The following is a 23613-nucleotide window of genomic DNA, read 5'->3' as shown; positions in this document are numbered from 1 at the left end:
TGTTTCGGTCGATTGTAACGCGGTGGCTAAAATACCGGCACACTCGTCCCAGCAAGACGCTCTCCAGGAAATATGCCAGAACTGCCGGAAGTAGAAGTCACCCGTCGCGGAATCGAACCTTATGTCGCCGGAAGGCGCGTCGAGCATGTCGATGTGCGTACGCCCGCGCTGCGCTGGCCCATTCCGGCGCATCTCGCAAAGACGCTCGCGCGCCTGAAAATAGGGAAGGTCGAAAGGCGCGGCAAATATCTGCTGTTCGAGACGGCCGAAGGCTGGCTCATCGTGCATCTCGGCATGACAGGCACGCTGCGCGTCTTGCGTAACGTGCCGCGCCCACCGGATGCCGCCAAGCACGATCACGTCGATATCGTGTTCGATGACTTCATCCTGCGCTTTCGCGATCCGCGTCGCTTCGGCGCGATTCTGTGGCACGCACGCGCCGATGGCGACGTCCTCGCTCATCCCTTGCTCGCGAGTCTCGGCGTCGAACCGTTCTCGCCCGAATTCTCGGGCGCGCTGCTGTTTCGCGCGACGCGCGGGCGCAAGGTGTCGGTGAAGCAGGCGCTGCTTGCGGGTGGAATCGTCGTGGGCGTGGGCAATATCTACGCGTCGGAGAGCTTGTTTCGCGCGGGCATTCGTCCGACGACTGCCGCCGGGCGCATCTCGCTCGTGCGTTACGATCTGCTCGCCGATGCCGTGCGCGTGACGCTCGCGGCGGCGATCGAAAAGGGCGGCAGCACGCTGCGCGACTTTGTCGGCAGCAATGGCGAATCGGGCTACTTCCAGCTCGACTATTTCGTCTATGATCGCGCCGGATTGCCCTGCCATGTTTGCGGCACCGCCATCAAGCAAATCGTCCAGGGGCAACGCTCGACGTATTTTTGCCCGCGCTGCCAACGTTGAATTCAATGCTCGCTCTTACAGACTTTTCCGCGCGCCTGATCGCGTGGCAACGCATTCACGGCCGTCACGACCTGCCGTGGCAGAACACGCGCGATGCTTACCGCATCTGGCTCTCGGAGATCATGCTGCAGCAGACGCAGGTCAGCACGGTCATTCCGTACTACGCGCGTTTTCTCGAACGTTTCCCGACCGTGACTGCGCTCGCGGACGCCCCGATCGACGACGTGATGGCGCTCTGGGCCGGGCTCGGATATTACTCGCGCGCGCGCAATCTGCATCGCTGCGCGCAGGTCGTGGCGTTCGAACACGGTGGCGCGTTTCCGCGCACAGTCGAAGCGCTCGCGGAATTGCCGGGCATCGGCCGATCGACGGCGGCGGCGATTGCATCGTTCGCGTTCGCCGCACGCGCGACGATCCTCGATGGCAACGTGAAGCGTGTGCTTGCGCGCGTGTTCGGCGTCGAAGGTTTTCCGGGCGAAAAGCGTGTGGAGAACGCAATGTGGACGCTCGCCGAATCGCTCTTGCCCGATGCCGCCAACAAGGATGAAGTCACCGCCTACACGCAAGGCCTGATGGACCTCGGCGCGACGCTGTGCGTGCGCGGCAAGCCCGATTGCGCGCGCTGTCCGTTCGCGCTGGATTGCGTGGCGAACGTGGAAGGACGTCAGCGCGAGTTGCCGGCGGCGCGTCCGAAGAAAGCGGTGCCGACGCGCAAGACGTGGATGCTGGTGCTGAAAGACGGCGATTCGATCCTGCTAGAAAAGCGTCCGCCGACGGGAATCTGGGGCGGTCTCTGGAGCTTGCCCGAAGCCGCCGACGAAGCCGCGCTCGCGGCCGTGGCGCACAGTTTTGGCGGCGACGCGCACTTGCAGCGGCTTGCGCCGCTTTCGCATACGTTCACGCATTTCAAACTGGAAATCGAGCCGCGTCTCGGCGAAACCCGTGGCACGCCGCGCGAACTAAACAACGCGCAAACCGTCTGGGCGCCGCTTTCCCGGCTCGATGCGTTCGGCGTTCCCGCGCCCGTTCGCAAGCTGCTCGACGGGCTCACCGGCTCGCTCATCTGAAGCGCTAAAGCAGTTGATGATGCTGCATGTAGTGATGCACGACGTCGATACGCGCGCCGGCATCCATCAGTTCCATGAGCTTCTGGCGCGCGCGCATGGGAATCGGCAGGATTTCGGCAAGACGGTTCGACACCCAGGTGGGGTCGTCGAAGAGATAGGGCTCGACGAACGGAAGGTTCTGCGGCTCGCGCGTTTTGATGGTCTCGATGATGCGCTCCAGCACCTCCGCGCACGCGCCGAACTTGGCGAGCGTTTCGGCGCCATGCAGCGGCTGATCCTCGCCCAGCACTTCCGCCGTTCCAACCAGCAGATTGCTCGGGTCGACGCGATGCGTCACGAGCCGAAAGCGTTCCGTTCCGCGCGCCTGCACGAGCAGGAGGCCGAAGGTATCGACATCGCATTCCGTGATTTCGGCAAGACAGCCGATGCTTTCCGGCACCGACGGATCTCCCGGCGACGCGATCTCATGACCGCTCTTTAACAGGCACACGCCGAACGGCGACTTCTCGCGCAGACACGAACGCGCCATGTCGAGATAGCGCGCCTCGAAAATCTTGAGCGGCAGCAGGCCGCCGGGAAAGAGGACGGTGTGAAGCGGAAACAGCGGCAAGTCGGCTAGAACGGGGTTCGAGGACATTGCGCGCCTCCAGTTTGCGACCGCCGACGCGGCGATCAGGTTCGCGTGTGGATTGCGCTGTCATCCACGGGGATGGGCGCGTCACGATGCCGCACGATCACATTGGCGTCGCCGCGAAAGCGCGCGGCCAGCGCCTGTGCGATGTACACCGAGCGATGTTGCCCGCCTGTGCAGCCGATCGCAACCGTGAGATAGCTGCGGTTATCGTCGCGAAAGCGCGGCAGCCATTTGCCGACGAATTCGCCGATGTCGTCGATCATCTCGCCGACCATGGGCTGCGCCGAAAGATAGTCGATGATCGGCTGATCGAGGCCCGTGAACGGGCGCAACTCGCGGTCGTAATAAGGATTCGGCAGTGTGCGCACGTCGAAAACAAGATCGGCGTCGAGCGGCACGCCGCGCTTGAAGCCGAACGATTCGAACATGAGGGTGAGGTCGGCGGCATCGGTTTCGACGAAGCGCTTGACCCACGCGCGCAGGACATTCGCGCGCAGATTGCTGGTGTCGATCTGATGGCCGTATTCGGCCAGGTCGGCCACGAGTTCGCGTTCCCGCTCGATAGCTTCCGCGAGCGAGTTGAGCACGCCGACATCGGCCTCGTGCATGGGTGAACCGGAAAGCGGGTGACGGCGACGCGTCTCGGAGAAGCGCTGAATGAGCGACTGCGTGCTTGCGTTGAGGAACAACACGCGCAGGTCGTACTTGCTAGACAGTGTGTGGATGATGCCGGGGACATCGTCCAGGGAATGGCTCGAACGCGCGTCGATGGCGACGGCGAGACGCTGCTGTCCTTCGCTCGACAGGTAATCGGCCAGCTCGGGCAAGAAGCGCGGCGGCAGATTGTCGACGCAGTAGTAGCCGCCGTCCGCGAGAGCGTTCAGCGCAACCGATTTGCCAGAGCCGGAGATGCCGGTGATCAGGATGATACGCATGGGCTTCGCTTCAATTGCCTTATCTTAGCACTGGCTTCGGGTCCGTTTTTTCGCGCTTCGAGCGTGAACTCGGGCGGGAAATCAGATCAGTTTGCCGGGGAACTGGCTATCCGGGTCCTGCATGGCGAGCCGCTGACGGTCCATGAAGTCCCGCAACGTGTCGATGCCGCGCAATTGCAGGATCGTATTGCGTACCGCCGCTTCTACCAGCACAGCAAGGTTTCGGCCCGCGGCGACTTGAATCGTCACTTTGCTGATCGGCAGACCGAGGACATCCACGGTCTGACTTTCCAGCGGAAGCCGTTGAAACTCGCCATCCGGCCGACGGACCAGTTGCACGATCAGCTTGAGTTTCATTTTGCGGCGCACGGCGGTCTCGCCGAAAATCGTCTTGATGTCCAGCAGACCGAGACCGCGCACTTCGAGCAGATTTTGCAGCAGGGGCGGGCAGCGCCCTTCGACGAAATCAGGACCAAGGCGCACGAAATCCACGGCGTCATCGGCCACCAGACCGTGACCGCGGCTGATCAACTCCAGCCCGAGTTCGCTTTTGCCGAGGCCGGAGTCGCCGGTCAGAAGCACTCCCATACCCAGAATGTCGATGAACACGCCATGCAGCGTGGCGCGTGGCGCGAGAATGCGTGACATGTAAGCGCGCAGACTGTCGATGACCGCAGCCGCGGACATGCGCGTCGTGAAAAGCGGTGTGGACGATCGCGTACAGCGCAGCACGAGTTCCGGCGGCGCGCCGACTTCGCCGGCCACTACCAGAAACGGCGGTTCCAGTGCGATCAGTTCGGCCATGTGGCGCGAACGGTCTTCGTCGGACTGGCGCTGGTAGTAGTTGATCTCGGCGTCGCCGAGCACCTGGATACGGTTGGGGTGAATCAGATTCAGGTGGCCGACCAAGTCCGCGCTGGAGGTCGCGTTGGCAACGGTTTCACTCGAAAACCCGCGTTCCCAGCCTTCGTGCCCAGTCAGCCAACTGAGCTTCAAAGTGGCGGCGTTGTCGTCGAAAATGCTTTGGGCGTTGATGCTGGACGTATCCATGAGGCCGGAACTCCGTTGGAAGCCGGGAGCAGCCAACGCGCGCCGAAGCGAATTGCTTCAATCAGCCGCATGGTGCTGCATTTCACTGCGTTTGACCCGCGTTCAGACCGCGTTTGAAACGATTGTGCCGCAGAAGCACCGCATAAGCGAGACGCCCCAAAAAACCTGGAAAGGGCGGCTGACCTGCTGCAAATGCGGCTCTCGGCAGTGCGAGCGCGCCGCTTACGGCTGCCACTGCGTGAGGACCTGATATAGGGCCTCGCGATTTTCTTCCTTATGCAAACGCTCGCGCGCTTCGCTGTCGGAGAGTAATTGCGCGATCTCCGAGAGAATTTCAAGATGCTGCTGGGTCGCCTGCTCGGGCACGAGCAGGAAGATCAGGAGGGAAACCGGCTGCCCGTCGGGCGATTCGAACGCGACAGGCTCCGCCAGGCGCACGAAGGCGGCGAGCGGCTGCTTCAGCCCCTTGATGCGGCCATGCGGAATGGCGACGCCTTCGCCGAGGCCAGTCGAGCCGAGACGCTCACGAGCGAAGAGATTGTCGGTGACGATGCTGCGGGCGATGCCGTTCTGGTTCTCGAAAATCAGACCCGCCTGCTCGAATACACGCTTCTTGCTGGTAACGGCCAGTCCGAGAACCACGTTCTCGATGGGAAGAAATTTAGCTAAACGATTCATGTTGGCAGGCTGATGCGTGGCCTGATAGCTCCTCATCGTGGCTACTGTAAGCGCTCACGGCGACGATCGGACGGAAAATGCGCTTGGGCTTCCTGCAGCGTATCTGTTTGGTTAACCCCTGTAACAACCGGGCCATTATAGAACAGGGTAATGCGTGATGGTGCGGCGCGCCATTGCCCTATTGCAACTCAATGTGCAGTACAAAACCCGGGAAATCAATGGCTTGTACTGACTCGTCACCGATTCCCAACAAAAAAGCCGCCAAGGCGGGCGGCTTTGCTCTGGTCTGTGCTCTCGATGACTGTTCGGCCAAGGTTGGAGGATTTCCTCCAAACCCGCCCACCGGCTGGCGGCGGGCACGTGCAAAACGACTTCGGATCACGCGACGCGCCGCATTCAGGGCGACGGCGCTTCCAGTTCTTGCGCTTCGGCGCGGTACTTGATGGCCTCGTGAGCGTGGCCCTGGATCTTGTCCTTATGCTTGATGACTTGACGATCCAGCTTGTCCACCATCAGATCGATGGCCGCGTACATATCAACGTCACAACTCTCTATGAAAATGTCCTTGCCCTTCACGTGCAAGTTGATTTCACACTTTTGCCGCTTGTCCTTTTCCCTATGATTGTCGACCGAGAGGACAACGCTGCCGTCGATCACTTGATCGAAGTGACGCAGCACCCTGTCCAGTTTCGTGATCACGTACTCGCGCAACGCAGGCGTCAATTCGAGGTGGTGTCCACTGATCTTCAAGTTCATAGTTGCTCTCCAAGCTGATGGCCGCCAGGCCAAGGCTCGTCCGATACCGGTCGGCGATGCGGCTCCAGAGCGCATGAGCTACGAGCGCGTGAGGAAGGGCGCACCGGCCGGCTCGTCCGCGCATTTGCGCTGCGGCCGGTAAACGTCCGTCGCGACATGCGACAGACTATAGAGACGGGTTAAAGAGACTTGCGCAGATTCACTGCGGGAATTCTCAGTGCCTCGCGATACTTGGCGACAGTGCGCCGCGCAACCACGAAGCCTTGTTCCGCCAGCAGTTCGGCGATGCGGCTGTCTGAAAGAGGAGTTTTAGGGTCTTCCGCTCCTATCAGTTGCTTGATGAGGGCCCGGATCGCCGTGGACGATGCCGCGCCTCCAGTGTCAGTCGAAACATGCGATCCGAAGAAGTACTTAAATTCAAGCGTCCCGAATGGGGTGAGCATGTACTTTCCGGTCGTCACGCGTGAAACCGTCGACTCGTGTAAACCCAGCGTATCAGCTATTTCCCTCAAAACCAAGGGCCGCATGGCGATTTCGCCATGAGCGAAGAAGTTCTTCTGACGCTCGACAATGGCCTGCGCGACGCGAAGAATCGTCTCGAATCTCTGCTGAATATTCTTGATGAGCCAGCGCGCTTCCTGAAGTTGTTGCCGCAACGAACCGCTGCCCGGATCACCACGGTTGTTACGCAAAATGTTCGCGTACAAGTGGTTGATACGCAGCTTCGGCACAATCTCCGGATTCAACTCAGCGGTCCACCCGCCAGACATCTTGCGCACGAGAATGTCCGGTACGACGTAATCGGCTTCGCTCTTGCCATAGGCAGCTCCTGGAAACGGCTCCAATGACTTGATTAGCAAATGCGCGTCCCGCAGCGAATCGTCGCTCGCCTTCAGATGCTTGCGCAGACGCGTGAAATCTCGCGCGGCAAGCAATTCCAGATGATTGTTGACGATGTCCAGCGCAAGCGTGCGCGTGGGCGAACCATCCAGTCGCAGCAATTGCAGCTTCAAACACTCGGATGCCGAGCGGCCGCCCACACCGGGCGGATCGAAACTCTGCAGCAAGGCGAGTGCCGCGCTGAGTTCGTCGACATCGACTTCAAGTTCGTCGGGCAGATCGGCCTGGACTTCTTCGAGCGTGGCCGTGAGATAACCGTCTTCGTCCAATGACTCGATCAGGAACGTAATCAGCGCGCGATCGCGCTGGTTCGCCGACGTCATGCGCAACTGCGCGGTCAGATGGTCACGCAGCGTCGTGGTCGATTCGTGGATTTGCAGCGGCGGGAGATCGTCGTCGTCGGAGGCATTGTTCGAACGGCCATAGTCTTCGAGGTTCCACGAACTCGAATCCGCGCCGTTGTCGGAGCCCATGCCGTTGTATTCGTCGACACCTTGCGGCTCGCCGTTCTCCGAGCGATCGGAACTCGACGTGCTCGATGACGAGCCGTTGCTCATCATGGGTTCGGGCGCCGAATTGTTCGAAGCGGGAGACGAGATCAGCGAGCCGTCTGCCGCGACGCGCAGCGGGCTTGCAATCCAGTCGTCCTCGTTCTCGAGCAGCGGATTTTGCGCGATGGCCATTGCCACTTCCTGCTGCAATTCGAGCGTCGACAACTGCAGCAGCCGGATGGACTGCTGCAGTTGTGGGGTCAGCGCAAGATGCTGCGATAGTCGGAGTTGGAGGCTGGCTTTCATGGCAAATTTTTATTCATTGTAGAGAGTTTGCCACGCGCGCGAAACCTCGCGGCGAATCCAAAAAAGCGTGTGCCGCCTCGGTGGGCGGCACGTAAAAATTGCACTTGCGACTTGATGCGGCGCGGTACACGCGCCTTTCGTCCTATGCGTTACATGCGGAAATGCTCACCCAGATAAACGCGCCGCACGTTTTCATTCTCGATGATCTCGCTCGGCGCACCCGCTGCCAGCACGCTGCCATCGCTGATGATGTACGCGTGGTCGCAAATGCCGAGCGTCTCGCGCACGTTGTGGTCCGTGATCAGCACGCCGATGTTGCGCTGCTTCAGAAACTTCACGATCTTCTGGATTTCCAGCACCGCGATAGGATCGACGCCCGCGAACGGCTCGTCGAGCAGGATGAAGCTCGGGTTAGTTGCAAGCGCGCGCGCAATTTCAACGCGCCGGCGCTCGCCGCCCGACAGCGACAATGCCGGATTCTCACGCAGATGCGCAATCTGCAGTTCATCGAGCAGGGCTTCGGCGCGCTGTGTAATGGCGTCTTTGAACAGGCGTTTGCCCGTTTCGTCCGTCTGCAGTTCGAGCACCGCGCGAATGTTCTGCTCGACGGTGAGCTTGCGAAACACCGAGGCTTCCTGCGGAAGATACGACAAACCGAGATGCGCGCGCTGGTGAATGGGCAGAAGGCTGATCGAGGTATCGTCGAGCACGATTTCGCCCGCGTCGAGCGGCACGAGGCCGACGATCATATAAAACGACGTAGTCTTGCCCGCGCCGTTCGGCCCGAGCAGACCGACGACTTCGCCGCTCTTCACATCGAGCGACACGTCTTTCACCACGGTGCGCGAGCCGTAACGCTTCTTCAGATTGCGCACGACCAGCGAGCTCGACTGGCCTTCCGGCTTACGGTGGGGCATGGCTGGCGAGTTCACTGCTGCGGCGTTCCCTTTAGAGTGTTCGACGGTGCAAGCGTGGCGGGCGGGCCATCCAGCGACGCCGCGTTGCCGCTGCGCGGCGCGAGCATGGCGCGCACGCGGCCGGTCGGATTGCCTGGTGAGGCCACGTCCTTGCCAGCGGTTGCCGTGTAGAAGTCTTTCTGACCGTCGTAGGTGATGACGCTGCCGTGCACTTCGTCCTGCACCTTGGTCAGGCCTTGCAGGCGGCGCACGGTGGCGCGCGTCGTGAGTTTGGTGAAGTCGTTCTTGCCGTCGTAGTCGATACGAACCGCGTTGCCGTCGATGTACTCATCGAGACCATCGCGCTTTTGACGGAAGTACGAGAGATTGTTGCCGGTCGAGGTGCCGGTCGCGTACTGATAGCCCTGTGGATCTTGCGTGACATCGACGCGATCCGCCTTGATGACGATCGTGCCTTTGGTCGCAACGACGTGACCGGTGAACACGTTCTTCTGGTTCAGGTCGTCGTAGGACATGTTGTCCGCTTCGATGTTGAGCGGCTTGTCGCGGTCGGCCTTTTCGGCGTGCGCCGCAGTTGGCAGCGCCAGCATCGCGGTGAGCGAAGTCAGCGAGACCAGGGCGGCCGCGAGCCCGGCCCGCACGGCGTGCGCGGTGCGGCGCGCGAACATTGCGCGCGTGTGGCCGCCATCGGGACGAGGGAAGCTTTGGTTCATGCAGTCACAAAATTCGGAAGGATTTGCCGGGATAACTAGGTTACTTTGACGAGCCGCCATTGATGTCCGACGCGGCTATCGCGCCGCGCACGTTACCAAAGAGCTTCATTTCCCGGGTCACGTTGTTGTAGTTCATGCCGTTGGCCGTCATCACGGACGGGCCGCGCTGAAGTCTAACCGGTTTTTCCGTCTCGATGACATCGTCGTTCACCAGCACGCGAAAATGCTGCGAATCCGCCTGCATCTGCGGATCGCCGAAACCGGCTGCGCGCAGGATGCGGGCGTTGTCGTAGAGATCGACGATGGACACGTCGCCGTTCACCGTGCCGCGCTGCGCCGTCGCCGTGACGGTGGGCTTTTGCGGCTGGAACATGCGCATGGCGGGCAGCGTCAGGTCGCTGTTTTCGTCGTCTTCGTAATGCACCATGGACTTGGCCGTGAGGCGATACTGCGTCGTGCCCGAGGTATCGAGTTCGGAGACGGAAAAATTCTCGGCGAAGTAATCGGCGGTATGACGCTTTGGCTGCTCGGGCGCGGGCGCACCGGACGGCAGCGTGCTCTGCAGAAGCCAATAGGTGATGCCCGCGAGCGCCGCCATGGCGACGAGCGGCAGTAAGGAGGAGAAACGGCCGGGACGAGGCATTGGCTTATTCTCCGAGCGCCGCGGCGAGCAGCGCGTCGTAGCGGTTCTGCGCGCGCAAGATGACGTCGCAGACTTCGCGCACCGCGCCTTGACCGCCACGCGCTTCGGCCACGAAATGCACGCGTTGGATCACTTCCGGATGCGCGTTCGCCGGCGCGGCCGCGAAACCGCAGCGGCGCATCACGGCGAGGTCGGGCCAATCGTCGCCCATGTAGCCGGCTTCGTCGGCGGCTATTTTGGTCGCGGCGAGCAACTCGGCGAGGGCAACGGTCTTGTCCGCGACGCCCTGATAAAGATGCGTGACGCCCAGTTCCTTCGCGCGCGCCGCGACGATGCCCGACTTGCGGCCCGTGATGATCGCCGTCTGCACGCCGACCGACTGAAGCATCTTCACGCCGTGGCCGTCGAGCGAGTTGAACGATTTCATCGCGTCGCCTTCGGCGGTGAAGAAGAGGCTGCCGTCGGTGAAGACACCGTCGACATCGAAAATCATGAGCTTCACGCGGCTCGCGCGTTCGATAGCGGACGCGGCGGATGCGTCAGAAGCGGCGGAAGAAGGCGTTTGCGCCATCAGATCACCTTCTTGGAAAAGAGGTCGTGCATGTTCAGCGCGCCGATCAGTGTCGCGTCGGCGTCCACGACCAGCATCTGATTGATACGAAAGCGCTCCATCAGTTCCACGGCTTCGACGGCAAGATGGTCGGGACCGATCGTGCGCGGATTACGCGTCATGACATCGGCGAGTTTCAGCGCGCGGAAATCGCCGTCGCGCTGCAGGATGCGACGCAGGTCGCCGTCCGTGAAGATGCCTTCCACGTGACGATCGCCGTTGATGACCGCCGTCATGCCCATGCGCTTGGCTGTGATCTGAAAGAGCGCGTCCGATACCGTGGCGTCGAGCGAGACGACCGGCACTTCGTCGCCCACGCGCATTACGTCGCGCACATAAGTCAGGAGGCGCCGGCCGAGCGCGCCGCCCGGATGCGAACGCGCGAAATCCTCGGGACCGAAGCCGCGCGCATCGAGCACGGCGACGGCAAGGGCATCGCCCATGGCAAGCGCGGCCGTGGTGCTGGCCGTGGGCGCGAGATTCATGGGACACGCTTCCTTTTCGACGCGCACGTTCAGATGCATGTCCGCAAGTTGCGCGAGGCTGGATTCGGGCCGTCCCGTAATGGCGATGAGTTTTGCGCCAAGACGCTTGATGAGCGGCAAAATAGCGACGAGTTCCTCGGTTTCGCCCGAGTTGGACAACGCGATGAAAATGTCGTCGGCCGTGACCATGCCCAGGTCGCCGTGGCTCGCCTCAGCCGGATGCACGAAGAACGCCGGCGTGCCCGTGCTTGCGAGCGTGGCGGCGAACTTGCGCGCCACGTGTCCCGACTTGCCGATGCCGGACACGACCACGCGCCCGCGGCAGGCAAGCAGCGTTTCGACTGCGTTCGTGAAGTTTTCGTCGAGAAGTTCTGAAAGCCCGCGAACGGCGTCGGCTTCGATCTGGATCACGTCGCGAGCGAGTCCCAGTGCCCGGTCGCCATTGATTTTCGCTATCATGCGCGGAGTATAGCAAAGGCGTTTCTTCGCCGCGCCGCTCAAGGGCGTGACGCGCCGCCGCCTATCCGCCCCCGCAGGCCCCGGCGTCAGGGGCCTTTCCAAGACACCGTCGCGCGGCCTTCGCGCGTGCCGGAACGCCGACGAACGAGGACGCTGGACGGATGATTTCTCCGCTCGAAATGACGCTGTTGTTGCTGCTCTGCTCAGTGGCAGGCGTCGTCGTATTTCGCTTTTTCAATTTGCCGCCGATGCTCGGTTATCTGACCGTTGGCATCATCGTGGGTCCGCATGCGGCCGGCATCGCGCCGGATAGCGACCGCGCCCAGCATCTCGCCGAATTCGGCGTGGTGTTCCTGATGTTTTCCATCGGACTCGAATTCTCGCTGTCGAAGCTGCGCTCGATGCGGCGCATCGTGTTCGGACTCGGTGCGAGCCAGGTCGGCGCGACCATCGTGCTTGCGCTGCTGTTCGGCTGGATCGCCAACTTCTGGATTCCGATGTCCTGGCAGGCGAGCTTCGCGCTCGGCGGCGCGTTGTCGATGTCCTCGACCGCGATCGTCAGCAAGCTGCTCGCGGAACGGCTCGAACTCGAATCGGAGCACGGTCGCAACATCTTCGGTGTGCTGCTGTTTCAGGATCTGGCGGTGGTGCCGCTGCTCATCATCATCGCGGCGTTCGGCAACGGCAATTCGTCGCAACTCGCGATGTGGCTCGGCATCGCGGCGATCAAGATCGTGGTCGCGTTGACGGTGCTGCTGTTCATCGGCCAGAAGTTCATGACGCGCTGGTTCGATCTGGTCGCGCGCCGGCGCTCGCAAGAGCTCTTCATGCTGAACCTCTTGCTGGTGACACTCGGCGCCGCGTTCATCACCGACAAGTTCGGGCTGTCGCTTGCGCTCGGCGCATTCATCGCGGGCATGTTGATCGCCGAGACACCTTACCGGCATCAGGTGGAAGAGGACATCAAGCCGTTTCGCGACGTGCTGCTCGGGCTTTTCTTCGTGACGACCGGCATGCTCCTGAACCCGCGCGTGATCTGGGAGCATCCGTTCCTCGTGCTCGGCTTTCTGATCCTGCCGATTCTGCTCAAGGCCGTGATGATTACCGGGCTCTCGCGCCTGTTCGGCGCGACGCCGGGCGTCGCCATGCGCACGGGTCTCGGGCTTGCGCAGGCGGGCGAATTCGGCTTCGTGCTGCTGAATCTGATTCTGGATTCGCATCTCGTCGATCCAACCATCCTGCAGGCCATTCTTTCCGCGATGCTGCTGTCCATGCTCGCCGCGCCGTTCATCATCCAGAACGCCGACCGGATCGTGCTGCGGCTGTCGTCGACGGAATGGATGTTGCAATCGCTGCAAATGACGAAGATCGCGACGCAAAGTCTCAAGCAAAGCGGTCACGTGATCATTTGCGGATACGGCCGCGCCGGGCAGAATCTCGCGCGCATGCTGGAGCAGGAAGGCATTTCCTACGTGGCGCTCGACCTCGACCCGGATCGCGTGGCGGCAGCGGCGGCGGCCGGCGAATCGGTCGTGTTCGGCGATGCCGGGCGCCGCGAATCGCTGCTCGCGGCGGGTCTGCATCGCGCGGCGACGGTCGCGATCACTTACGCGAATACGCCATCCGCGATGCGCGTGCTCCACAACATCCACGAACTCGCGCCCACCTTGCCGGTGATCGTGCGTACCGTCGACGACGCCGATCTCGAAAAGCTCACCGCAGCGGGCGCGACGGAAGTGATTCCGGAGATCGTCGAAGGCAGCCTGATGCTGGCGTCGCACACGCTCGTGCTGATGGGCGTGCCGATGCGCCGCGTCGTGCGGCGCGTCGAGGAAATGCGCGACGCGCGCTACAGCATGCTGCGCGGCTACTTTCACGGCGCCGATGACGATGACGACGACGATGGCCACGAGCAGGTGCGGCTACAATCCGTACCGATCGACGAGAAATCGGACGCCGTCGGGCATTCGCTCGACGATCTGGGGCTCGTCGGCAACGGTGTCGAGGTCACCGCGATCCGGCGCCACGGCATCCGGGGCGTCGAACCCGCCCCCGACACCAAGCTGCGCGCGAACGACATCGTCGTCTTGCGCGGCATGCCCGAAGGGCTCGCGCAAGCCGAAGAGCGGCTTTCGCGCAACCGCCGGGCAGCGTAACTTTTTCTCTTCATCGTCAAGGCGGGCGCGGCCTCACAGCGCGGACTTGGAGAAGTCATGTCCTTTACCCCTACGAACGTCACGCCGGACGCCGCGCGTTTCATCAAGGAGCGCGTGCGCACCGTCGAAAACTGGCCGCAGGCCAGGCGTGCAGTTTCGCGACATCACGCCCGTCTTGCAGGACCGGCGCGCGCTGCGCACGTTGATCGACCTGTTCGTGCAGCGTTATATCGATGCAAAACTCGATTCGATCGCCGGTCTCGATGCGCGCGGTTTCATCATCGGGCCGATTCTCGCGTACGAACTGAGCCTGGGTTTCGTGCCGATCCGCAAGAAAGGCAAGCTCCCGTACAAGACGCTCTCACAGTCCTACGAGCTCGAATATGGCAGCGCGACCGTCGAGATTCACGAAGACGCGTGCAAACCGGGCGATCGCATCGTGCTCGTCGACGATCTGGTCGCGACCGGCGGCACCATGATGGCAGGCAAGGTTCTGCTGGACCGGCTCGGTGCGGAAGTGGTGGAAGCGGCGGCGATCATCGACTTGCCGGATTTGGGCGGCTCGAAACTGCTGCGTGAAAGCGGCGTGCCGCTTTACACCGTTTGTGAATTCGCGGGGCATTGAGATGCCGAATTTCCTCCTCTTTCTTGCCGCATCGGTGGCGATTACCGTCGCGCCGGGGCCGGACAATCTGCAAGTGCTTGCGCGCGGCATCTCGCAAGGACGGCTTGCGGGCATCGTGGCGGCGCTCGGCTTTGCGTGCGGCGTGATCTTTCACACGACGCTCGCGGCGCTCGGCATTGCGGCGCTCTTGCGCTCGTCGCCGATGGCGTTCGAGGCCGTGAAGCTTGCGGGCGCGGCTTATCTCGTGTGGATCGGCATCAAGGCTTTGCGCAGCCGTGGCATCGCGACCGCGCATGAACGCGCGAGCCAACCGCTTTCGACCGTGTTCCGGCAGAGCGTGATCGGCAACATGCTCAATCCGAAAGTCACGCTGTTCTTTATCGTGTTCCTGCCACAATTCGTCGATCCGCACGGCGCGCAAAGCGTGATGCTGCAGATGTTCGAACTTGGCGGCGCGTTCATGCTGCAAACGGTCGTGGTGTTCTCGCTCTTCGGCATCGGCGCGGGCATGATCGGTTCGTGGCTCAAGCGCCGTCCGCGCGTGGGCTTGTGGCTGGATCGTCTGGCTGGCGTGACGTTCATCGCGCTCGGGATTCGCGTCGCGTTGAAAGATTGAGGCGGGCGCTTTCGAACGCTCACGAACGCCACGAACACTCACCAGCGCTCACCAGCGCTCACCGAACGCTCACGAGCGCTCACCAACGCTCACCGAACGCTCACGAGCGCTCACCAACGCTCACCAACGCTCACCAACGCTCAAGCCGCGAGCGCAAAAGCCCAGCCTTCGATTCAATTGGCCGCGCTACAATTTTCGGCCTTTCACGGGCCGCCGAGCCTGCCGGAGCCTTCATGTCCCTGCCTTCGATCGCCGCTGCCCGCCATTTCGACGCCACCCTGCATGTGCCTTTTCTGATCGGCGAGGAGCGCGTCGGCTGGATCCGCGCTTTCGATGTCGCATCGCTCACGCGCTGGCCGAACATCTTCGTAGTCGATGCAACCGCGGTGCGGCTGCATCCATCGCTGAACGACGTCGATGCGCGCACGGCCGCGCTTCACGATGTCATCGACACGCTCGCTCAGCAGGGCAAGATTCCCGGCTGGCGCAACGAAACCTACGCGATTCGCAACGACTTCCAAGCAGCGCCGCTCGCGTTCATCGAACGCGCGGCCTCGCGCTTCTTCGGCACGATGACTTATGCGGTGCATCTGAACGGCATCGTAAAATATCGCGATGGCGCGCCGCGGTTGTGGATCGCGCGCCGCAGCGATACCAAGTCCGTCGATCCCGGCAGGCTCGACAACGTGGTCGCGGGCGGCATCGGCTGGGGTATGGATATCGAGCCGACGCTCGCGAAGGAATGCTGGGAAGAAGCGGGCATGCCGGCCGAACTCGCGTCGACGGCCACGCCCGGCGGCACGCTCCACGTGCTGCAGATGATTCCCGAAGGCACGCAGGCCGAGCAGCTTTTCGTCTACGACATCGAGCTTCCGGACGACTTCACGCCGCAAAATCAGGACGGCGAAGTCGGCGAACATCGCCTGGCGCGCATCGAGGATGTCGCGCGCTGGATAGAGGAAGGCGAATTCACCGTCGATGCCACGCTCGCCACCCTCGATTGCCTGCTGCGCCACCGCTGGATCGACGAGGAAGCGTGCGAAGGCATCGCCGCGCTCTACACGCCGCCATCGCTCTAACAATGATTAAGGAGTAACCGGGTCATGTCGACCGAACATAGTTTCATCCTGAAGTTGTCGTGCCCGGACCGTCCGGGAATCGTGCATGCCGTTTCCGGGTTTCTGTTCAATCTCGGCGCGAACATTCTGGACTCGGCGCAGTTCGGCGACAGCCACACCGGCGAGTTCTTCATGCGCGTGCATTTTCAGGAAGTCGGCGGCGATCCCGGCCTCGATGCGCTGCGCACGTCGTTCGGCGAACTGGCCGACACGTTCGGCATGCGCTGGGAGTTGCATGATGCATCGGTGAAGCCGCGCGTGGTCATCATGGTGTCGAAGATCGGCCACTGTCTGAACGATCTGTTGTTCCGTTATCGCACGGGCCAGTTGCAGATCGACATCGCGGCTATCGTGTCGAATCACAAGGATTTTTATCAGCTTGCCGCGAGCTACGACATTCCGTTCCATCATCTGCCGCTTCTCAACGGCACGCCGCAGGCGAAGGCCGCGCAGGAAGCGCGCGTGATGGAGATCATCGACCAGAACGATACAGACCTCGTCGTGCTCGCGCGCTACATGCAGATTCTCTCCACCGAAATGTGCGACAAGCTCGCGGGCCGCGCGATCAACATTCATCACTCGTTCCTGCCGAGCTTCAAGGGCGCGAAGCCGTACTATCAGGCGTTCGATCGCGGCGTGAAGCTGATCGGCGCGACCGCCCATTACGTGACGTCCGACCTCGACGAAGGGCCGATCATCGAGCAGGAAGTAGAGCGCGTCGATCACAACATGACGCCGGATCAACTGACCGCCATTGGCCGCGATGTCGAATGCGTGACGCTCGCGCGCGCGGTGAAGTGGCATGTGGAGCATCGCGTCGTGCTGAATGGGAGCAAGACGGTGGTGTTCCGGTAAGCATCGCCGTCAAAACGAGAAACCCCGCTGAATTCAAAGATTCAGCGGGGTTTTTTTATGTCGATGCACGCTTCAGACGAGCCGCAAATAAATCAGTTCGCGCTTGATATACGCGTAGAAAATCGGCGCGGCGATTACGCCCGGAAGACCGAACGCGGCTTCCATCGCGAGCATGGCGAGCAGCAGTTCCCACGCGCGCGCCTCGATCTGCCCGCCGATGATGCGCGCGTTCAGGAAATACTCGAGCTTGTGAATGACGATGAGAAAGCCGAGCGACGCCACCGCCGTGCCGAACGAAACCGACAATGAAATCCCGACAATGATGGTGTTGGAAATGAGATTGCCGATTACCGGCAGCAGACCGACGATGAACGTGATCAGCACGAGTGTCTTCGACAGCGGCAAACGCTCGTGAAAGAGCGGCAACGCGACCAGCAAATACAGCGCGGTGAAAACCGCGTTGATCGCCGAAATCTTGATCTGCGCGAAGACGATGCGGCGGAAGGCATCCGAGAAGCGCGACACGCGCGTGACGAGCGCGGTGGATAACGGCAACCGATGCGCCTGCTTCGGCGCTCCGACCGCGATGATCGCGCCAATGATCATGCCGATCAGAATATGCCCGAAGCCGCGCGCCATTTCCTTGCCGCCTTGCTGCAATTGCTCGGCGTGCTTGTGCATGAGGTCGGCGGCGCGGTCTTTCATCTGATCGGCATCGACTGGGAGGTAATTGGCGATCCAATCCGGCACGCGCAGCCTTGCGTGCGACGTGATGCTCATCAACTGATCCAGCAATTTTTGCAGGCTCGGCACGTCTTGCTGGAAGTGCTCGATGATGGCTATCGTCGCGAACGTGAGCCCGCCGATGATGATCGTGGAGATGATGACGACGGACACCAGCCGCGCGCCGCGGCTCATGACGTGCCGCTCGATCACGGGCGCGATCATGTGAACCAGTTGGAACACCAGCATGCCGGCGAGCAGTCCGCCCAGCAACTTCAGCTGCAAAACCAGGTACATACCCGCGAACGCCGCCAGATAGCTGCCGATCTCCACGGCGGACAACTTCGGCATGCTCATGTCGCTCGTCAGCCTGACGGGGCGCGCGGGGAGATCCCGTATGCGTCGCTCCTCGTTGGCCGCTTCGTTGCGCTTCGCCATGACTGCGTTCCTTTTCCCTGCTTGCGACGGTTATTCGTGCCGCGTATCGCGGCGCATTTCGAACGGCTATGGCGCGCGGCGCAAGTGGCGCGCCGCAACCATGCTACGCCGCCGACTTGGGCCGTTGCAGCAAGGGTGCCAGATATCTGCCCGTAAAGCTCGCTTTCGATTTCGCGACCTGCTCGGGTGTTCCCTGAGCGATGATCTGGCCGCCGCCCGCGCCGCCTTCCGGACCGAGGTCGATGACCCAATCCGCCGTTTTGATCACGTCGAGATTATGCTCGATGATCACGACCGTGTTGCCCTGATCTCGCAGACGGTGGATCACTTCGAGCAGAAGCGCGATGTCGTGGAAGTGCAGACCGGTCGTCGGTTCATCGAGGATATAAAGAGTCCGACCGGTGTCGCGCTTGCTCAGTTCCAGCGAAAGCTTGACGCGCTGTGCCTCGCCACCCGAAAGCGTGGTCGCCGACTGGCCGAGCCGGATATAACCGAGGCCCACTTCCAGCAGCGTCTTCAGCTTGCGCGCGACGACCGGCACCGGCTTGAAGAACTCGTGCGCGGCTTCCACCGTGAGGTTGAGCACTTCGCTGATGTTCTTGCCCTTGTACTGAATGTCGAGCGTTTCGCGGTTGTAGCGCTTGCCGTGGCACACGTCGCAGGGCACATAGACATCCGGCAGAAAATGCATCTCGACCTTGATGACGCCATCGCCCTGACACGCCTCGCAGCGTCCGCCCTTCACGTTGAACGAAAAACGGCCGGGATCGTAACCGCGCTCCTTCGCGGCCGGCACGCCGGCGAAGAGTTCGCGGATGGGCGTGAACAGTCCGGTATAAGTGGCCGGGTTCGAGCGCGGCGTGCGGCCGATCGGTGATTGATCGACGGCGATCACTTTGTCGAAGTGTTCGAGACCTTCGATGGACTCATACGGCGCGGGCTCGGTCGATGATCCGTACAAATGTTGGGCAACCGCGTGTTGCAACGTGTCGTTGATGAGCGTGGACTTGCCCGAACCCGAGACGCCGGTCACGCAAGTCAGAAGCCCGACGGGCAAATCGAGCGTCACGCGCTTCAGATTATTGCCATACGCCTCGACAATACGAAGCTGCCGCTCGTCCGGCGCGGTCCGCTCGGACGGATAACCGATAGTCCGCTTGCCCGACAAATACTGTCCCGTGATCGAATTCGGGTCTTTCTGCACCTGATTCGGCGTGCCTTGCGCGACGATCACGCCGCCATGCACGCCCGCGCCCGGCCCCATGTCGACGACGTAATCGGCCATGCGGATCATGTCTTCGTCATGCTCGACCACGATCACCGAGTTGCCGATATCGCGCAGATGCTTGAGCGTGGCGATGAGCCGGTCGTTGTCGCGCTGATGCAGGCCGATGGACGGCTCATCGAGCACGTACATCACCCCGGTCAAGCCCGAGCCGATCTGCGACGCGAGCCGGATGCGCTGCGCCTCGCCGCCCGAGAGCGTTTCGGCGCTGCGTTCGAGCGACAGGTAATCGAGCCCGACGTTATTCAGGAACGACAGCCGCGCGACGATTTCCTTGACCACCTTGTCCGCGATCTCACCTTTCGCGCCGTCGAGCCGTAGCGTCTGGAAGTAGCCGAGCGTATCGCGCAACGGCCAGCCGCTGACTTCGTAGATGCCGCGAGCGTCATCGCCGGAACCGACTTTGACGAAACGCGCCTCGCGGCGCAGACGCGTGCCCTCGCAGGCCGGGCACGCCTGATTGTTCTGATACTTCGCCAGTTCCTCGCGCACGGCGGCCGAGTCCGTTTCGCGATAACGACGCTCCAGATTCGGCAGAATGCCTTCGAATGCGTGCTCTCTCACCGAAGCGCGCCCGCGCTCGTTGATGTACGAGAACGGAATGACCTGCTTGCCCGAACCGTACAAAAGCGTCTTGCGCACCTTTTCCGGCAGTTCCTCGAACGGCGCGTCGATGTCGTATTCGTAGAACGCCGCGAGACTTTGCAGCATCTGGAAATAGAACTGATTGCGCCGGTCCCAGCCCTTCACCGCGCCCGCCGCGAGCGAGAGCGAAGGATGCGCGACCACGCGCTTCGGATCGAAAAACGTGATCTGGCCCAAGCCGTCGCATTCCGGGCACGCGCCCATCGGATTGTTGAACGAGAAAAGGCGCGGCTCCAGTTCCGGCAGCGAGTACGAACAGATCGGGCACGCGAACTTCGAGCTGAAGAGCTTTTCGTTCTCGGTATCCATTTCGAGCGCGATCGCGCGGCCATCGGCGAGACGCAGCGCGGTCTCGAACGATTCCGCCAGGCGCTGCTTCATGTCCGGACGCACTTTAAGCCGGTCGATCACCACGTCTATGGTGTGCTTGTCGTTCTTCTTGAGCTTCGGTAGCGAGTCCACTTCATAGATTTTCGCGACGCCTTCGTTCGCCGTGCCGCCGCCCGAACGAATGCGAAAGCGGATAAAGCCCTGCGCCTGCATCTCTTCGAATAGCTCGACGTGCTCGCCCTTGCGATCCACGACGACGGGCGCGAGGATCATCAGCTTGGTTTCCTCGGGCAGCGCGAGCGCGGCATCGACCATCTGCGAGACGCTTTGCGCTTCGAGCGGAATCAGATGATCGGGGCAATAAGGTGTGCCGACGCGCGCAAACAGCAGACGCAGATAATCGTGAATCTCGGTGACGGTGCCGACCGTCGAACGCGGATTATGCGAGGTGGCTTTTTGTTCGATCGAAATGGCCGGTGAGAGGCCTTCGATCAGATCGACATCGGGCTTTTCCATCAGCTGCAGAAATTGCCGCGCGTACGCCGAGAGGCTCTCGACATAGCGGCGCTGACCTTCGGCGTAAAGCGTATCGAATGCGAGCGACGACTTGCCCGACCCGGACAACCCCGTAATCACAATCAGCTTGTGACGCGGCAAGTCGAGATTGACGTTCTTCAAATTGTGGGTGCGAGCCCCACGAATACGAATTTCTTCCACGAGTCTCTTCCGGGTTCTTTCGGGGGTCTTTCGGGCGTCTTTTAGGTCGTGGCGCGGGGTTTCCTGCGACTACCGGACGACAAAGTAAGGGGGCTAAACCTGCTACTATAACGACTTTTGCAGGGTGCGGCGCCCGTGCCAAAAGGCTCTCAGGGGCTCTCAGGGGCTCTCAAGGCTTCTCGGCGGCTTTCCAACGGCTTTTCCGTTTCCCAGGCGCCTTCGCGTTAATGGCCGCAGGTCGTGCGGCGCGCGAGCAGCCGTGTGTCGCATATAGTGCCGTTTCGAGCCAGAACAAGGCGGCCGCGCCGCGCTCCCACGCGTCAGGCCAGTCGCGACCCTCACCCATTTCCGTTCCTGATGTCCAATCCGTCTGCCACGTCCACACGTTTGTCCGCGCCGGAATTGCGCGCAACCGTGTCGCTCGCCGCGATCTTTGCGCTGCGCATGCTCGGCCTCTTCATGATCATGCCGGTGTTTTCCATTTACGCGAAAACCATCCCTGGCGGCGATGACGTGTTTCTCGTCGGCATAGCGCTCGGCGCTTACGGCGTCACGCAGTCCATGCTGTATATCTTCTATGGCTGGATTTCGGACAAGCTGGGCCGCAAACCCGTGATCGCATTCGGCCTGCTCGTGTTCGCGCTCGGCAGCTTCGTGGCGGCGGCGGGGCACTCCATGGCGTGGATCATCGCCGGACGTGTGATTCAGGGCATGGGCGCGGTGTCGTCGGCGGTGATCGCGTTCATCGCCGATCTGACTGAAGAAGAAAATCGCACCAAGGCCATGGCGATGGTCGGCGCGAGCATCGGCGTCTCGTTCGCGGTCGCTATCGTTGGCGCACCGATCCTGTTCCACTGGGTCGGCATGAGCGGCTTGTTCACGGTGATCGGCGTGCTGTCGATCGTCGCGGTCGGCGTGGTCCTGTGGGTCGTGCCGGACCCGCCCGTGCCGCCGGTTCACGTCAAGGCACCATTCGCCGAGGTGCTGCACAACGTCGAGTTGCTGCGTCTGAACTTCGGCGTGCTGGTGCTGCACGCAACCCAAACCGCGCTCTTTCTCGTCGTGCCGCGCATTCTCGAAGCGGGCGGGTTACCGGTCGCCTCGCACTGGAAGATTTATCTTCCGGTGATGGGCCTCGCTTTCGTGATGATGGTTCCGGCAATCATCGCCGCCGAGAAGCGCGGCAAGATGAAAGCGGTCATGTTGAGTGCGATTTTTCTTATCCTGATCGGCCAGTTGTTATTAGGCGCGGCTCCCCATACGCTATGGTCTGTGGCCGCGATCCTGTTTGTGTACTTTTTGGGCTTCAACGTGCTGGAGGCGTCGCAACCTTCGCTTGTGTCCAAACTGGCGCCAGGCACCCGCAAGGGCGCGGCCGCCGGGGTGTACAACACGACGCAGTCTATCGGGCTCGCGCTTGGTGGCGTGATCGGCGGCTGGCTGCTCAAGCTGAATGGCCCGAGTGCGGTGTTCTTCTCGTGTTCGGCGCTGGTGCTGGCATGGTTGATCGTCGCGTCGAAAATGAAGGCGCCGCCGCGCAGGGTCGAGCGCGCGGCGTAGCGAATCTGTATTAATCATATTGAGGCAGTGCGATGTTTCCCGTCCTCTTCCGTGGAAGAGGGTTGAACTGATAACGTCGCATAACTGCTAGTGGGCAAGGAATTTACCGGAGAAATCATGGCATCTGTCAACAAGGTCATTCTCGTAGGCAATCTGGGCGCCGACCCGGAAACGCGCTACCTTCCGAGCGGCGACGCCGTGGCCAACATTCGTCTCGCGACGACCGACCGTTATAAGGAAAAGTCGTCTGGCGAGATGAAGGAACTCACGGAGTGGCATCGCGTGGCGTTCTTCGGGCGTCTTGCCGAGATCGTGAACGAGTATTTGAAGAAGGGCTCGTCGGTGTATATCGAAGGGCGCATTCGCACGCGCAAGTGGACCGATCAGGCGGGGCAAGAGCGCTATTCGACCGAGATCGTTGCCGATCAGATGCAAATGCTCGGTGGCCGCGGCGGAGCAGGCGGCGGCGATGACGGCGGCTACAGCCGCAGCGCGCCGATGGAGCGTTCAGGCGGCGGTGGTGGTGGCGGCCGCGCGCCGGCAGGCGGGCGCGCTGCGGGCGGTGGAGCCAGTGGCGGATCGAGCCGTCCGAGCCAACCTGCGGGCGGCGGTTTTGAAGACATGGACGACGATATCCCGTTCTGACGACTCGCAACAAATTCGTTTAAACACTAAGCCTCCGGCATTAATTGTCGGAGGTTTTTTTTTACCAAAATCGGCAAGGCGCTTTCCGAAATATCGCTTCAAGGCTCTCCGCGATTCCCGCAGCCGTATTACGCTTCTAATTAACCGCGAATATGAGGCTTTATACGGACCAACGAAGAGTCATTGCAGTCTAATCGGAGTAATCCTATGGTGCGCGGATTGTTTGCGTCCTACTTTGACTCATTGAGTTTTTAACGTTTAGTTACTTGCTGCTTTTTGGCATTCTTTTATCGAGTTCAGATGTTTACTCGATGTTTATCGAGTTTAAGCAACGTAGCAGAAGAGAGACTTCG

The 23613-nt window shown here is 61.5% G+C and carries 21 protein-coding genes and 1 pseudogene; 9 read left to right on the top strand and 13 right to left on the bottom strand.

All coding sequences use genetic code 11. The annotated features are described in order from the left end of the window. The first annotated feature begins 72 nt into the window (after window positions 1-72). A complete protein-coding gene (gene mutM / locus P9292_RS24360; protein WP_309961626.1) occupies window positions 73-903 on the top strand; it encodes a bifunctional DNA-formamidopyrimidine glycosylase/DNA-(apurinic or apyrimidinic site) lyase in 831 nt (276 codons plus the stop codon). A 5-nt stretch (window positions 904-908) separates the two neighbouring features. Beyond that, window positions 909-1970: an A/G-specific adenine glycosylase gene (gene mutY, locus P9292_RS24355; protein ID WP_309961624.1), complete on the top strand. Its 1062-nt coding sequence runs from the start codon at window positions 909-911 to the stop codon at window positions 1968-1970. 4 nt (window positions 1971-1974) lie between these two features. On the opposite strand, the gene P9292_RS24350 is transcribed toward mutY, so the two are convergent. The 11 genes from P9292_RS24350 to kdsD all read right to left on the bottom strand — a co-directional run bounded on the left by P9292_RS24350 (window position 1975) and on the right by kdsD (window position 11547). Then, window positions 1975-2607, bottom strand: coding sequence for an LON peptidase substrate-binding domain-containing protein (locus P9292_RS24350; protein WP_244826917.1), 633 nt, complete (start codon window positions 2605-2607; stop codon window positions 1975-1977). Between the two features lie 35 nt (window positions 2608-2642). Then, window positions 2643-3539 carry an RNase adapter RapZ gene (gene rapZ / locus P9292_RS24345; protein ID WP_250462862.1) on the bottom strand — a complete coding sequence of 299 codons (897 nt, stop codon included), beginning with the start codon at window positions 3537-3539 and terminating at the stop codon, window positions 2643-2645. 81 nt (window positions 3540-3620) lie between these two features. Continuing rightward, window positions 3621-4589, bottom strand: coding sequence for an HPr(Ser) kinase/phosphatase (gene hprK / locus P9292_RS24340; protein ID WP_061172712.1), 969 nt, complete (start codon window positions 4587-4589; stop codon window positions 3621-3623). Window positions 4590-4811: 222 nt separating this feature from the next. Then, on the bottom strand, window positions 4812-5267 hold the full coding sequence (gene ptsN, locus P9292_RS24335) for a PTS IIA-like nitrogen regulatory protein PtsN (protein ID WP_244826919.1): 456 nt from the start codon (window positions 5265-5267) through the stop codon (window positions 4812-4814). Between the two features lie 396 nt (window positions 5268-5663). After that, window positions 5664-6023, bottom strand: a complete 360-nt coding sequence (hpf, locus tag P9292_RS24330) for a ribosome hibernation-promoting factor, HPF/YfiA family (protein ID WP_244826921.1) — start codon at window positions 6021-6023, stop codon at window positions 5664-5666. Window positions 6024-6202: 179 nt separating this feature from the next. Then, complete coding sequence (locus tag P9292_RS24325; RefSeq protein ID WP_244826922.1) at window positions 6203-7720, bottom strand: RNA polymerase factor sigma-54; 1518 nt, start codon at window positions 7718-7720, stop codon at window positions 6203-6205. 149 nt (window positions 7721-7869) lie between these two features. Continuing rightward, window positions 7870-8637 (bottom strand): LPS export ABC transporter ATP-binding protein, encoded by a 768-nt coding sequence (gene lptB, locus P9292_RS24320; protein ID WP_309841267.1) that lies wholly within the window; start codon window positions 8635-8637, stop codon window positions 7870-7872. 11 nt (window positions 8638-8648) lie between these two features. After that, window positions 8649-9350: a lipopolysaccharide transport periplasmic protein LptA gene (gene lptA / locus P9292_RS24315; RefSeq protein WP_244826924.1), complete on the bottom strand. Its 702-nt coding sequence runs from the start codon at window positions 9348-9350 to the stop codon at window positions 8649-8651. Between the two features lie 40 nt (window positions 9351-9390). Then, window positions 9391-9993, bottom strand: a complete 603-nt coding sequence (gene lptC / locus P9292_RS24310; protein WP_244826925.1) for an LPS export ABC transporter periplasmic protein LptC — start codon at window positions 9991-9993, stop codon at window positions 9391-9393. Window positions 9994-9997: 4 nt separating this feature from the next. After that, on the bottom strand, window positions 9998-10564 hold the full coding sequence (locus P9292_RS24305) for an HAD family hydrolase (RefSeq protein ID WP_244826926.1): 567 nt from the start codon (window positions 10562-10564) through the stop codon (window positions 9998-10000). Beyond that, the gene (gene kdsD / locus P9292_RS24300; protein ID WP_244826927.1) at window positions 10564-11547 is read right to left on the bottom strand and encodes an arabinose 5-phosphate isomerase KdsD; all 984 of its coding nucleotides are present in this window, start codon (window positions 11545-11547) and stop codon (window positions 10564-10566) included. Before kdsD ends, P9292_RS24305 begins: the two co-directional genes overlap by 1 nt. 161 nt (window positions 11548-11708) lie before the next feature. Here kdsD and P9292_RS24295 point away from each other — a divergent pair, with 161 nt between their 5' ends. The 5 genes and pseudogenes from P9292_RS24295 to purU all read left to right on the top strand — a co-directional run bounded on the left by P9292_RS24295 (window position 11709) and on the right by purU (window position 16917). Then, window positions 11709-13703, top strand: a complete 1995-nt coding sequence (locus P9292_RS24295; RefSeq protein WP_250462867.1) for a monovalent cation:proton antiporter family protein — start codon at window positions 11709-11711, stop codon at window positions 13701-13703. Window positions 13704-13760: 57 nt separating this feature from the next. Continuing rightward, window positions 13761-14328, top strand: a pseudogene (locus tag P9292_RS24290) (adenine phosphoribosyltransferase). A 1-nt stretch (window position 14329) separates the two neighbouring features. Continuing rightward, window positions 14330-14944 (top strand): LysE family translocator, encoded by a 615-nt coding sequence (locus P9292_RS24285; protein WP_309841275.1) that lies wholly within the window; start codon window positions 14330-14332, stop codon window positions 14942-14944. A gap of 233 nt (window positions 14945-15177) precedes the next feature. After that, a complete protein-coding gene (locus P9292_RS24280) occupies window positions 15178-16023 on the top strand; it encodes a DUF4743 domain-containing protein (protein ID WP_309961621.1) in 846 nt (281 codons plus the stop codon). Window positions 16024-16047: 24 nt separating this feature from the next. Continuing rightward, window positions 16048-16917 carry a formyltetrahydrofolate deformylase gene (gene purU, locus P9292_RS24275; RefSeq protein WP_244826932.1) on the top strand — a complete coding sequence of 290 codons (870 nt, stop codon included), beginning with the start codon at window positions 16048-16050 and terminating at the stop codon, window positions 16915-16917. Window positions 16918-16989: 72 nt separating this feature from the next. Here purU and P9292_RS24270 read toward each other — a convergent pair whose 3' ends face one another. Then, entirely contained in the window at window positions 16990-18078 is a 1089-nt protein-coding gene (locus P9292_RS24270) for an AI-2E family transporter (protein ID WP_244826933.1), read from the bottom strand. 103 nt (window positions 18079-18181) lie between these two features. After that, on the bottom strand, window positions 18182-21055 hold the full coding sequence (gene uvrA / locus P9292_RS24265; protein ID WP_250462882.1) for an excinuclease ABC subunit UvrA: 2874 nt from the start codon (window positions 21053-21055) through the stop codon (window positions 18182-18184). Between the two features lie 357 nt (window positions 21056-21412). Here uvrA and P9292_RS24260 point away from each other — a divergent pair, with 357 nt between their 5' ends. Both P9292_RS24260 and P9292_RS24255 read left to right on the top strand, forming a co-directional pair. Further along, complete coding sequence (locus P9292_RS24260) at window positions 21413-22615, top strand: MFS transporter (protein ID WP_309961618.1); 1203 nt, start codon at window positions 21413-21415, stop codon at window positions 22613-22615. A gap of 117 nt (window positions 22616-22732) precedes the next feature. Beyond that, window positions 22733-23260 (top strand): single-stranded DNA-binding protein, encoded by a 528-nt coding sequence (locus P9292_RS24255; RefSeq protein ID WP_309961616.1) that lies wholly within the window; start codon window positions 22733-22735, stop codon window positions 23258-23260. Window positions 23261-23613 lie beyond the last annotated feature (353 nt).

Source organism: Caballeronia sp. LZ001 (genome assembly GCF_031450875.1).
Lineage (GTDB): Bacteria > Pseudomonadota > Gammaproteobacteria > Burkholderiales > Burkholderiaceae > Caballeronia.
The sequence above is the reverse complement of the archived record's forward strand: the minus strand, read 5'-3'. Positions and strand labels throughout refer to the sequence as shown.

Bases quoted from the DNA above. Each gene is read 5' to 3' on its own strand.
- mutY (WP_309961624.1), top strand. From the start codon at position 909: ATGCTCGCTCTTACAGACTTTTCCGCGCGCCTGATCGCGTGGCAACGC.
- P9292_RS24280 (WP_309961621.1), top strand. From the start codon at position 15,178: ATGTCCCTGCCTTCGATCGCCGCTGCCCGCCATTTCGACGCCACCCTG.
- purU (WP_244826932.1), top strand. From the start codon at position 16,048: ATGTCGACCGAACATAGTTTCATCCTGAAGTTGTCGTGCCCGGACCGT.
- hpf (WP_244826921.1), bottom strand. From the start codon at position 6,023: ATGAACTTGAAGATCAGTGGACACCACCTCGAATTGACGCCTGCGTTG.
- ptsN (WP_244826919.1), bottom strand. From the start codon at position 5,267: ATGAATCGTTTAGCTAAATTTCTTCCCATCGAGAACGTGGTTCTCGGA.
- P9292_RS24295 (WP_250462867.1), top strand. From the start codon at position 11,709: ATGATTTCTCCGCTCGAAATGACGCTGTTGTTGCTGCTCTGCTCAGTG.
- lptB (WP_309841267.1), bottom strand. From the start codon at position 8,637: ATGCCCCACCGTAAGCCGGAAGGCCAGTCGAGCTCGCTGGTCGTGCGC.
- lptA (WP_244826924.1), bottom strand. From the start codon at position 9,350: ATGAACCAAAGCTTCCCTCGTCCCGATGGCGGCCACACGCGCGCAATG.
- kdsD (WP_244826927.1), bottom strand. From the start codon at position 11,547: ATGATAGCGAAAATCAATGGCGACCGGGCACTGGGACTCGCTCGCGAC.
- P9292_RS24285 (WP_309841275.1), top strand. From the start codon at position 14,330: ATGCCGAATTTCCTCCTCTTTCTTGCCGCATCGGTGGCGATTACCGTC.
- mutM (WP_309961626.1), top strand. From the start codon at position 73: ATGCCAGAACTGCCGGAAGTAGAAGTCACCCGTCGCGGAATCGAACCT.
- lptC (WP_244826925.1), bottom strand. From the start codon at position 9,993: ATGCCTCGTCCCGGCCGTTTCTCCTCCTTACTGCCGCTCGTCGCCATG.
- P9292_RS24270 (WP_244826933.1), bottom strand. From the start codon at position 18,078: ATGGCGAAGCGCAACGAAGCGGCCAACGAGGAGCGACGCATACGGGAT.
- P9292_RS24325 (WP_244826922.1), bottom strand. From the start codon at position 7,720: ATGAAAGCCAGCCTCCAACTCCGACTATCGCAGCATCTTGCGCTGACC.
- P9292_RS24255 (WP_309961616.1), top strand. From the start codon at position 22,733: ATGGCATCTGTCAACAAGGTCATTCTCGTAGGCAATCTGGGCGCCGAC.
- P9292_RS24305 (WP_244826926.1), bottom strand. From the start codon at position 10,564: ATGGCGCAAACGCCTTCTTCCGCCGCTTCTGACGCATCCGCCGCGTCC.
- rapZ (WP_250462862.1), bottom strand. From the start codon at position 3,539: ATGCGTATCATCCTGATCACCGGCATCTCCGGCTCTGGCAAATCGGTT.
- P9292_RS24350 (WP_244826917.1), bottom strand. From the start codon at position 2,607: ATGTCCTCGAACCCCGTTCTAGCCGACTTGCCGCTGTTTCCGCTTCAC.
- P9292_RS24260 (WP_309961618.1), top strand. From the start codon at position 21,413: ATGTCCAATCCGTCTGCCACGTCCACACGTTTGTCCGCGCCGGAATTG.
- hprK (WP_061172712.1), bottom strand. From the start codon at position 4,589: ATGGATACGTCCAGCATCAACGCCCAAAGCATTTTCGACGACAACGCC.